Origin of the sequence: Micromonospora sp. NPDC052213 (assembly GCF_040679695.1) — a bacterium.
In the GTDB taxonomy this organism is placed as follows: Bacteria; Actinomycetota; Actinomycetes; order Mycobacteriales; family Micromonosporaceae; genus Micromonospora.
Window position 1 is genome coordinate 1 of the sequence record NZ_JBFAVI010000214.1, and the last position, 10,033, is coordinate 10,033.

8 protein-coding genes are annotated in these 10,033 nt (G+C 76.8%); 4 read left to right on the plus strand and 4 right to left on the minus strand.

Annotation, left to right across the window (positions count from 1 at the left end; all coding sequences use genetic code 11):
* Positions 1-196: 196 nt before the first annotated feature.
* Together AB0L34_RS30610 and AB0L34_RS30615 are read right to left on the minus strand one after the other, a co-directional pair.
* Positions 197-1,093: a hypothetical protein gene (locus tag AB0L34_RS30610; RefSeq protein ID WP_363708770.1), complete on the minus strand. Its 897-nt coding sequence runs from the start codon at positions 1,091-1,093 to the stop codon at positions 197-199.
* 166 nt (positions 1,094-1,259) lie between these two features.
* Positions 1,260-1,781, minus strand: coding sequence for a VOC family protein (locus tag AB0L34_RS30615; protein ID WP_350706671.1), 522 nt, complete (start codon positions 1,779-1,781; stop codon positions 1,260-1,262).
* Positions 1,782-1,831: 50 nt separating this feature from the next.
* Between AB0L34_RS30615 and AB0L34_RS30620 the strand changes: the two genes are divergently transcribed.
* Positions 1,832-2,293, plus strand: a complete 462-nt coding sequence (locus tag AB0L34_RS30620; RefSeq protein WP_350706673.1) for a MarR family transcriptional regulator — start codon at positions 1,832-1,834, stop codon at positions 2,291-2,293.
* Between the two features lie 57 nt (positions 2,294-2,350).
* A complete protein-coding gene (locus AB0L34_RS30625; RefSeq protein WP_363708772.1) occupies positions 2,351-3,916 on the plus strand; it encodes a tetratricopeptide repeat protein in 1,566 nt (521 codons plus the stop codon).
* A gap of 95 nt (positions 3,917-4,011) precedes the next feature.
* On the opposite strand, the gene AB0L34_RS30630 is transcribed toward AB0L34_RS30625, so the two are convergent.
* Together AB0L34_RS30630 and AB0L34_RS30635 are read right to left on the minus strand one after the other, a co-directional pair.
* Positions 4,012-5,466: an ATP-binding protein gene (locus AB0L34_RS30630; RefSeq protein ID WP_363708776.1), complete on the minus strand. Its 1,455-nt coding sequence runs from the start codon at positions 5,464-5,466 to the stop codon at positions 4,012-4,014.
* Positions 5,467-5,585: 119 nt separating this feature from the next.
* Positions 5,586-6,242, minus strand: a complete 657-nt coding sequence (locus AB0L34_RS30635) for a response regulator transcription factor (protein ID WP_357451525.1) — start codon at positions 6,240-6,242, stop codon at positions 5,586-5,588.
* 95 nt (positions 6,243-6,337) lie between these two features.
* Here AB0L34_RS30635 and AB0L34_RS30640 point away from each other — a divergent pair, with 95 nt between their 5' ends.
* Positions 6,338-7,450 carry a sigma-E factor regulatory protein RseB domain-containing protein gene (locus tag AB0L34_RS30640; RefSeq protein ID WP_363708774.1) on the plus strand — a complete coding sequence of 371 codons (1,113 nt, stop codon included), beginning with the start codon at positions 6,338-6,340 and terminating at the stop codon, positions 7,448-7,450.
* 277 nt (positions 7,451-7,727) lie between these two features.
* The gene (locus AB0L34_RS30645) at positions 7,728-9,947 is read left to right on the plus strand and encodes an ATP-binding domain-containing protein (RefSeq protein ID WP_363708778.1); all 2,220 of its coding nucleotides are present in this window, start codon (positions 7,728-7,730) and stop codon (positions 9,945-9,947) included.
* The last annotated feature ends 86 nt before the right edge of the window (positions 9,948-10,033 follow it).

Here is a 10,033-nt window from a genome sequence, read left to right on the forward strand (position 1 = left end):
GCTCCACAGCAAGTGGCCGATGTTCGAGGAGAGCGCGTCCACCGTCCGGCCGTCGGTGTCGAACCCCGCGCGGCGTTCGGGCCGCCGTCGCCCGAGGAGCGGCGCCGCCGCGGAAGAGAGGCGCCGGCGTGCAGGTGTGGCGCCGGCGCGGAGGGGTTCGGCGCGGAACGGGCCGGCCGCGAACCCGTCGACGCGGTCAGGGAGCCGACCGCGCGTCCGGGCCGGTGACGACCACGTCGCCGCCGAGCCGGCCGTGCTCCGGGTCGCGGGTGACCTCCCCCGCCCCGAGCAACCCGGTCAGCGCCCGGACGGCGTCGGCCGAGCGGTAGACGGTCGCGGTCAGGGCGTACCGGCGCAGCTCGGTGACCGTACGCGGGCCGGAGCGGGCCAGCTCGGCCAGCAGTTCCCGGCGCAGCGGCCCGGGCTCGGGGGCCAGCGCGATGTCGAGCAGCCGGCCGGCCGGGTCGGCCGGGTCGCGGTAGCGGACCCCGGCGAACTCGTCGACCGCCCAGAGCGCCTCCTTGAACGCCTCCAGGCTCTTGTCCGAGCCGGTCGCGAAGGCGAGCAGCCGCGCGGGCCCGCCGTCGGCGGGCACCAGCTCCACCTCGGTCGCCAGCGGGAAGCCGGCGTCGGCGAGGGCGCCCCGGGCGGGTACGCCGGGCGCGGTGGCGAGCAGCACCTCGGCCGGCCTGCCGGCCGCCACGGCGGTCAGCACGGCCGGGTCGGCGGGCCCGTCCACGTACGACAGCAGGGGCCCGCCGGTCGCGCCGGCCGCCTTGAGCGCCACCGGCAGGCGGGCGGTCCCGCCGGGCACCAGGTGCACGGTGGCCTCGGCCGGCAGGTCCGCCTCCACCGCGCCCAGCCGGGCCGGCAGTTCCTCGGTGCCGGCGGCGAGGACGAGCACGGTGAGCTGGCGGCCCCGCAGCCGGTCGGCGTACTCGGCGACCACCCGCAGGGCGGCCTCGGCGGAGTCGGCGTCGCCGTCGTCGTACGCCAGGGCGACGGTGACCCGGCGGGCGCGGTGCAGCGCCCCCGGCAGCCAGGTCTCCAGGTGTCGGACGAGCAGCTCGCGCAGGACGGCGTCGGTCGGCATGCTGTCGTTCTACCGCACGCGGCCCGGGCCGGACGCCGCTCCCCCGGCCGGCCGGACGCCGCTTCCCCGGCCGGACGCCACTCCCCGGGCCGGGCGGTTCGACGCCCGGGCCCGAGGGCGGCTCGCCCGGGGCCGGCCGGGCAGGGGATCCGCCGGGACGGCCGGCTCAGGCCGGGACGGAGACGCCCACCCCGCCGCGGGTCTGGCCGCCGTAGCGCCGCCGCTCGGCGGCCAGGTCGAGCCGACCGATCCGCTTGCGGGCGGCCAGGGCGGCGTCGTCGAGCCGGTCGGCGGGCACCAGCCACACGACCTCGAACTCCAGGCCGTCCGGGTCCTGCCCGTAGAGGCTCTTGGTGGTGCCGTGGTCGGAGGTGCCCACGAGGGCGCCGGCCGCCGCGAGCCGCTCGGCGGTGACGGCCAGCTCGTCGAGGGTGTCGACCTCCCAGGCCAGGTGGTAGAGCCCGACGGTGCCGCGGCCGGCGGCGGAGCGGCGCGCGCCCTGGCCGACCTCGAACAGGCCGAGGTCGTGGTCGTTGGTGGAGCCGGGGGCCTGGAGGAAGGCGGCGCCCCGGAACCCGTCCGGGGTCATCGGGATCTGCCGGAAGCCCAGCACGTCGCGGTAGAAGGCGACGCTGCGGGCGAGGTCACTGACGTAGAGCACGGCGTGGTTGAGGCGGTGGATTCCCATGCCGCCGACGTTAGCGCGATTTGGTTGAACCTTCAACTACTGGGCGTATGATGGGTGTCATGACCCGCTGGCTGGACCCGGACGAGCAGCGCACCTGGCGTGCGTTCCTGACCGCCTCCCGCGCGCTGATGGAGACGCTCGACCGCGAGCTGCAACACGACGCAGGGATGCCGCACGCCTACTACGAGATCCTGGTCCGCCTCTCCGAGGCGCCGGAGCGGCGGCTGCGGATGAGCGAACTCGCCGAGGCGAGCGGCTCCTCCCGCAGCCGGCTCTCGCACGCCGTGGCCCGGCTGGAGGCGGCCGGCTGGGTCCGCCGCGAGGAGTGCCCCTCCGACCGGCGCGGCCAGATCGCCGTCCTCACCGACGAGGGCTTCGCGACCCTCGCCGCCGCCGCGCCCGGCCACGTCGAGGGGGTACGCCGGCACCTGTTCGACGCGCTGAGCCCCGCCCAGGTGGACCAGTTGCGCCGGATCAGCGAGGCGCTCGTCGACCACCTGACCGGATCCTGACCAATCCACTCCGGCCCGGGTCTTGTACTTACCGTCGTCGGGTGAGCACGATGGGGCGTGCCTTCCGGCTTCGGGGAACTGACTGACCAGGCGCACCACCTGGTGTCCACCGGCGACCTCGCCGGCGCCCAGCGGCTGCTCGCCGACGCGCTGACCGACGCCGATCCGCGCCCGGCCAACGCCACGCCCGAGCTGGCCGAGGCCGCCAGCCTCCAGGCCCGCGTGCTGGTCGCCCTCGGCGAACCGCACTCAGCCCGGGGCTGGGCCGCCTTCGCGTACGCGGCCACGACCAGGCTGCACGGGCGCTCCGACCAGCGCACCGTGGCCGCCGCGGCCACCCTGGCGGCGGTGCTGCACCGGGTCGGGAGCTGGTCCCGCGCCGCCCGGCTCTACCAGGAAGTGATCATCGAGCTGACCGCCCTGGACGGCCCGGAGTCGCTGCGGGTGCTCGCCGCCCACGCCGACCTCGCGACGGTGGAGTACGCGCGCGGCCAGTGCCAGGTGGCCCGCGACCGGCTCCAGGACGCCTGGGAGCTGCACCGCGAGGTCTACGGCGACGGGCACCCCAGCGGCATCAAGATGCTGGCGCGGCTCGGGGCGATGCAGCGCGACTGCGGGCAGTTCGCCGAGGCGCACGACAACCTGGCGTTGGCCCGGGAGCTCTGCCGGCAGCACCTTCCGGCCGACGATCCGCTGGCAACGCAGGTGGCGACGCTCGCCCGGGCGGCCGCCAGCCCGGACCATGTCTGCGCCGACACCGCGCCCGTCGGCCCGGACGGCCCGATCGTGCCGTCCGCGCGCACCCCGCCGCCCGGCGACGCGCCGACGGCGTACCACCCCTCGCAGGCGGGCTACCGTCCCGCCGAGCCGGACCCGGACGACCCGGCCGCCGGGCAGCCACACCCGGTGCCGAATCCCCGGCAGCCGGCGGAGGACCCGGCGCGGGGCTGGTGGCCCCCGGAGCCCGACGCCGGGGACCAGCCCGCCGACAGCGCCGTGCCGCCGTCGGTCGTGCCGCTGGCCGGCGGCTCCGCCGAGGAGGCCGACGGGGTGCATCGGGTCCGCCCGCACGGCGCGCCCGAGGAGCCGCACGAGCCGTACGAGTCGTCGCGGCTGCTGCCGGTGCCCGTGCACCGCGCGCCGGCCCGGCGGGACACCCGGCTGCTGCCCCTCGTCGTGGGCGGCGTCGCGGTGGTGCTGCTCGGCACGGCGGCCGTGATCGCCGGGGTGGCGGGGATGGACGGCGACGACGACCCGGCGCCTCCGGCCGCGACCGGCGCGCCCGCCTCGACCCCGGCCGGCACGGTCACCCCGCCCGCCGCCGGCCCGACGGCGGGGGCGGCCGCCTCCCCCGGCACCCCGCCGGGGGCCGTCACCCTGCGCGACAACCGCGACAACGTCGCGCTGCGCTGGACGTACCCCGCCGGCGGCGAGGGCCCGGTGGTCATCTCGGGCGGCCGGGTCGGCCAGGCCCAGACGGCGTTCGCCAACCTGCCCGCCGGCACCACCGACTTCGTCGTCTACGGGCTGAACCGCAGCACCGACTACTGCTTCACGGTCGCCGTCGTGTGGTCCACCGACACGATCGCGCGGGCGCAGGAGGTCTGCACCCGCCGCCGCTGACGGGTCGGCAGGATCCAGGCGGGCGGCCCGTTCACCCTGGCCGCGTCCCTGGAGCTGCCGTCGGCGCGGCGCGGGGGCGACGGGCGGGCGTCCCCTCAGGGCCGCTCCGGGTCGGTCAGGGCCGGCAGCAGCAGGCGTACCCGCAGCCCCGGGCCGCCGTCGCCGCCGGGACGGGCGTCGGTCAGCTCGATCCGGCCGCCGGCCCGGCGGACCAGCTCGCGCACGATGGCCAGGCCGAGCCCGGCGCCCCCGTCGTCGCGCGCCCGCGCGTCGTCGAGCCGGGTGAACCGGCCGAACACCCGCTCCCGGTCCGCGGCCGGGATCCCGGGTCCGTCGTCGGTCACCGTCACCAGGTGGTACGCCGCCGCGCCGTCCCCCGCGCCGGTGGACCGGGCTCCGCCGTTCCCGCCGTCGACGGACCGCCCGCCGCCGTCCGGGGCGGAGGTGGACCGGGCCGGGGTGTCCCCGGGGCCGGCCGGGCGGGCCGCGAGCACCACCTCGCCCCGGGCGTGCCGCACCGCGTTGTCGACCAGGTTGGCCAGGACCCGGCGCAGCTCGTCGGGGTCGCCCTCGGTCCACAGCGGCGCCGCCGGCGCGTCGAGGCGCACCGGCGGGGACGGGTACCGGCCGGCCACCGACGCGAGCAGCGCGCCCAGGTCGACCGGCCCGGTGGCCCGCGCCGGCGGGCGCTCGTCGAGGCGGGCCAGCAGCAGCAGGTCGTCGACGAGCCGGCCGAGGCGCTCGGTGTCGGCGAGCAGGTTCGCCGACACGGCCGTCCAGTCCGTCCGGTCGGCCAGCCGCCGGGCCACCTCCAGCTCCGTACGGATGTTGGCCAGTGGGCTGCGCAGCTCGTGGGCGGCGTCGGCGACGAAGGCGCGTTGCCGGTCCCGGGCCGACTCCAGCCGGCCCAGCATCCCGTTGAGGGTGACCGCCAGCCGGTGGATCTCGTCCTGCGAGGCCGGTACGGGCAGCCGCCCGCCCCCGTTGCGCCCGGTGATCTCCTCGGCGCCCCGGCGCAGCGTCTCCACCGGGCGCAGGGTGGCCCCGACCACCCGCCAGGCGACGGCGGCGAGCACGGCCACCAGCAGCGGGAAGCTCACCAGCAGGATGGTCCGCACGACGTGCCCGCTGTGCCGCGCGTCCGCCAGCGAGCGGGCCACCAGGACGGTGAGCGGGTCGGCGGCGGTGCCGGCCGGCACGGCCACCACCCGGACCGGCCCGGCCAGGTCGACCCGCTCCCCCGACACCGTCAGCCGCTGCCGCGCGCCGGCGTCGATCCGGTCGGGCGGGACCATCGGCACCAGCCGATCGGCGCCGATCGAGGCGGCCCGCACCCGTCCCTGCGCGTCGACCACCTGCACCCGGACCTGCCCCCCGGCCACCGGCAGGGGGTCGGACAGGGCGTCCTCGGCGGCCAACAGCGCCACGGCGTCTGCGGTCCGGAACGCCTCGGTGTCGACGGCGCGTTGCAGCGACCAGCCGAGTACGCCGAGCAGGACCAGCCCGCCGACGGCCAGCCCCAGCGAGACGCCCAGCACCCCGACCACCATCAGCCGCCCCCGCAGCCCGAGCGCGGCACGCAGCCGCCGCCCCGGCCCCCGCAGCCGGAGTGCGGGGAAGGGACGCCTCCCGTACCGGAGGCGATCGGACGGGGCCCTTCCGTCGCCCGTCACGTGGCGAGCCGGTAGCCGGCGCCCCGGACCGTCTCCAGCCGTTCACGGCCGATCTTGCGCCGCAGGTAGCCGACGTAGACCTCGACGGCGTTGGGCGCGGTCTCGTCGCTGGCGTCCCAGACGTGGTCCAGCAGCTCGATCTTGGAGACCACCTCGCCGGGGCGACGCATCAGGTAGTCCAGCAGCGCGAACTCGCGGGCGGTCAGCGCGACCTCGGCGTCGGCCCGGGTCACCCGCCGCCGGGCCGGGTCGAGCCGCAGGTCGCCGACCGCGAGCACCGTGGGGCGTTCGGGCGCGCCGCGGCGCAGCAGGGCCCGCAGCCGGGCCAGCAGCACGACGTACGAGAAGGGTTTGGTGAGGTAGTCGTCGGCACCGCAGTCCAGCCCGTCGGCCTGGTCGTACTCGCCGTCCTTGGCCGAGAGCATGAGGACCGGCAGCCAGTGCTCCTCGGCGCGCAGCCGGCGGACCACCTCGTAGCCGGAGAGGCCGGGCAGCATCACGTCGAGGATCATCGCGTCGTAGCCGCCGTGCCGCGCCGCGTCGAGCCCCGCCGGGCCGGTCGCCGCCACGTCCACCGCGAACCCCTCGGCCTGCAGCCCCCGTTGCAGGGCGGACGCCAGCCGGGACTCGTCCTCCACCACCAGCACCCGCACGCAGTCAAGGGTGCCACCCCCGCGCGGGTGGCCGTACCGTCGTCCTCAGCACCCTCACAGGGTCGAACGGGCAGGATGTCATCAGGAGGTGTCACATGTCCGTCCTGAAGAGCCGTCCCGTCCTGCGGTGGCTGGTCCCGGCGACCGCCGTCGTGACCGTCATCGGCGGCGGCGCCGCACTCGGCACGTTCGCCGCCCAGGCCGAGCCGAGCCTGCCGCCGCGCACCGCCGCCCAACTCCTGGTCGACCTGCAGACCTCCCGGCTGGAGGGGCTCTCCGGCACGGTCGTGCAGCGCGCCGACCTGGGCCTGCCGCCGCTGGCCGGGCTGGTCGGCGGCGACAACCTGACCGGTCTGCTGACCGGCACGCACACGCTGCGCGTCTGGCACTCCGGCCCGGACCGGCAGCGGATCGCCCTGCTGGACACCCTCGGCGAGCGGGACGTCATCCGCAACGGTCGGGACGTGTGGACCTGGGACAGCCGGGCCAACGCCGCCACCCACCGCACCCTGCCGGCGGGCGAGGGCGAGGCCGGCGCCCCGGAGCTGCCGGCCACGCCGCAGGACGCGGCCGACCGGGCCCTCGCCGCGATCGACCCGAGCACCGAGGTGAGCGTCGGCCGGTCCGCCACGGTCGCCGGGCGGGACGCGTACGAGCTGGTGCTCGCGCCGCGCGACGCCGCCTCGCTGGTGCACCAGGTGCGCATCGCCATCGACGCGCGCGAGCACGTGCCGCTGCGCTTCGAGGTCTTCGCCGACGGCAGCGACAAGCCAGCCTTCGAGATGGCCTTCACCGAGGTGTCGTACGCCCGGCCGGACGCCGACCAGTTCACCTTCAACCCGCCGCCGGGGGTCGAGGTGACCGAGGAGACGGTCGGGGAACGCCCGGCCATGCGCAAGGACCGGGCGGGCGACGGCAAGCGGCCGGACGTGCGTACGGTCGGCGAGGGCTGGGGCACGGTGGTGGTCGCGCGGCTCGACGGCGCCGGCGCGCCCGGCGGCCCGGGCAAGGCCCCCGCGGCGGGTGCCGACCGCGAGCCGGCCGGCGAGGCGGCGGCGCTGCTCGGCGCGCTGCCCACGGTCAGCGGCGACTGGGGCAGCGGGCGGCTGCTCACCGGGAAGCTGTTCAGCGTGCTGCTCACCGACGACGGCCGGGTGATCGCCGGGGCGGTGACCCCGGAGCGGCTCTACGAGGTGGCGAAGGGCTGAGCAAAGTCGAGCGATCGGGGGTCCGCCACGCGGCGGGCCCCGACTCGTCCGTGGGGCGGCCCGTGACGTGGCCCGGCGCGCTTGGTCCGGGCGGCGCTTGGTCCGGGCGGCCGGGGCGCGGTATCTTTCTCCGTTGGCACAACAAAAAGGAACGGCTCTCATAAGCCGTTCCGAGAGAGATACTAACCAATTGGGAGACGGCTTGTCAAGGCATTCCGCCGATTCCGCTGAATTGCAGTCCGACGACGAGATCGGCCGCGAACAGGAATACGTCTCGATGCTCTACCGGCGGCTGGACGGGTTGCGTGAGCAGGCGTCCCGCCGGCTGACCGAGGAGCTGCGGGCGACCGGCGGCACCCTTCAGGCCCGTTCCCAGCGCGACAGCGCGGTGCGGATGTACGCCGATCAGGTCGAGCAGTTCGCCGCGGTGGAGAACGGCCTCTGCTTCGGCCGCCTCGACACCGACGAGGGCGGCCCCCACTACATCGGCCGGATCGGCATCTTCGACACCAGCGGCGACTACGACCCGCTGCTGATGGACTGGCGCGCCCCGGCGGCCCGCGCCTTCTACCTCGCCACCGCCGCGAACCCGCAGGGGGTGCGCCGCCGCCGGCACCTGCGCACGCGGGAGCGCAAGGTGACGGCGCTCAACGACGAGGTGCTGGACCTCGCCACCGCCTCCCCCACCGCACACGAGGAACTGACCGGCGAGGCGTCGCTGCTCGCCGCGCTCAACGCCGGCCGGACCGGCCGGATGCGCGACATCGTGGAGACCATCCAGGCCGAGCAGGACCGCATCATCCGCGCCGACCTGCCGGGCGTCCTGGTGGTGCAGGGCGGCCCGGGCACCGGCAAGACGGCGGTGGCGCTGCACCGCGCGGCGTACCTGCTCTACACCCACCGGCAGCAGCTCTCCACCCGGGGCGTGCTGCTGGTCGGCCCGAACGCCACGTTCCTGCGCTACATCTCGCAGGTGCTGCCGGCGCTGGCCGAGACGGGCGTGCTGCTGCGGACGCAGGGCGACCTGTTCCCCGGTGTCAGCGCCCGACGCACCGAGCCCGCCGAGACCGCCGCGCTGAAAGGCCGGGCGGTGATGGCCGACGTGCTGGCCGCCGCCGTGCGGGACCGGCAATGGGTGCCCGACGAGCCGCTGGAGATCGAGCTGCCGCAGCAGGAGGTGCTCCGGCTCGACCCGGAGACCGTCCGCGCCGCCCGGGACCGGGCCCGCCGCTCCGGCCGCCCGCACAACCTGGCCCGGGCCCTCTTCGACGTCGAGATCGTCCACGCGCTCGCGGCCCAGGTCGCCGAGCGGATCGGCGCGGACCCGCTGGGCGGGGAGAACCTGCTGGAGGAGGCCGACGTCGCCGAGATCCGCCGCGAGCTGCGCGAGGAGCCCGAGGTGCGGGCCGCCCTGGACCAGCTCTGGCCGGTGCTCACCCCGCAGCGCCTGCTCGCCGACCTGTACGCCGACACCGAGCGGATCGCCGCCGCCGCGCCCGTGCTCACCGACGCCGAGCGCGCCCTGCTGCACCGCGAGGCGGGCGGCTGGACGCCGGCCGACGTGCCGCTGCTGGACGAGGCGGCCGAGCTGCTCGGCGAGGACGAGCGGGCCGCCGCCGCGCGCCGCGAACGGATCCGGGCCATGCAGCGGGAGTACGCCGAGGGCGTACTGGAGATCGCCCGCGGCTCCCGGTCGATCGACGTGGAGGACGAGGCCGACGGCGGCGAGATTCTCGGCGTGACCGACCTGATCGACGCCGACCGCCTGCTGGAGCGGCAGGAGGAGGCGGAACGGCTGACCACCGCCCAGCGGGCCGCGGCCGACCGGAGCTGGGCGTTCGGGCACGTGATCGTCGACGAGGCGCAGGAGCTGTCGCCGATGGCGTGGCGGCTGTTGATGCGCCGCTGCCCGAGCCGCTCGATGACGATCGTCGGCGACGTGGCGCAGACCGGCGCGCTGGCCGGCACGCCGTCCTGGGCCGACGCGCTGGAGCCGTACGTGGCGCAGCGCTGGCGGCTGGAGGAGCTGACCGTCAGCTACCGCACCCCGGCCGAGATCATGGCCGTCGCCGCCGACGTGCTCGCCGAGATCGACCCGGCGCTGCGCCCGCCCCGCTCCGTACGCTCCAGCGGGGTGCCGCCCTGGGACCGCGCGGTGGCGCCGGAGCGGCTGGCGGCGGAGGTGGTCGACGCGACGACCCGGGAGGCGGCCGGCCTCGACGACGGCCGGCTCGGGGTGATCGTGCCGGCCGGCCGGGTCGACGAGCTGGGCGGCGCGCTCACCGCCGCCCTGCCAGAGGCGGCCGTGGGCGAGCACCCCGAGCTGGAGAGCCGGGTGGTGGTGCTCACCGTCGCCCAGGCCAAGGGCCTCGAATTCGACTCCGTCCTGCTGGTCGACCCCGACCGCATCGTGGCCGAGTCACCACGGGGCCGCAGCGACCTCTACGTCGCCCTCACCCGCGCCACCCAACGCCTCGGCGTCCTCCGCCCGGCCTGATCCTTGCGGGGCGTGTCGTCGTGGTGGTGGGGGTGTGGCCCGCCGTGCCCGGCTCCGGGCGGTCAGGCTTGATCCCTGCGCCGGGC

Coding starts and splice junctions, on each gene's coding strand:
- AB0L34_RS30645 (WP_363708778.1), top strand. CDS start 7,728: ATGCTCTACCGGCGGCTGGACGGGTTGCGTGAGCAGGCGTCCCGCCGG.
- AB0L34_RS30615 (WP_350706671.1), bottom strand. CDS start 1,781: ATGGGAATCCACCGCCTCAACCACGCCGTGCTCTACGTCAGTGACCTC.
- AB0L34_RS30610 (WP_363708770.1), bottom strand. CDS start 1,093: ATGCCGACCGACGCCGTCCTGCGCGAGCTGCTCGTCCGACACCTGGAG.
- AB0L34_RS30630 (WP_363708776.1), bottom strand. CDS start 5,466: ATGGTGGTCGGGGTGCTGGGCGTCTCGCTGGGGCTGGCCGTCGGCGGG.
- AB0L34_RS30640 (WP_363708774.1), top strand. CDS start 6,338: ATGTCCGTCCTGAAGAGCCGTCCCGTCCTGCGGTGGCTGGTCCCGGCG.
- AB0L34_RS30620 (WP_350706673.1), top strand. CDS start 1,832: ATGGGTGTCATGACCCGCTGGCTGGACCCGGACGAGCAGCGCACCTGG.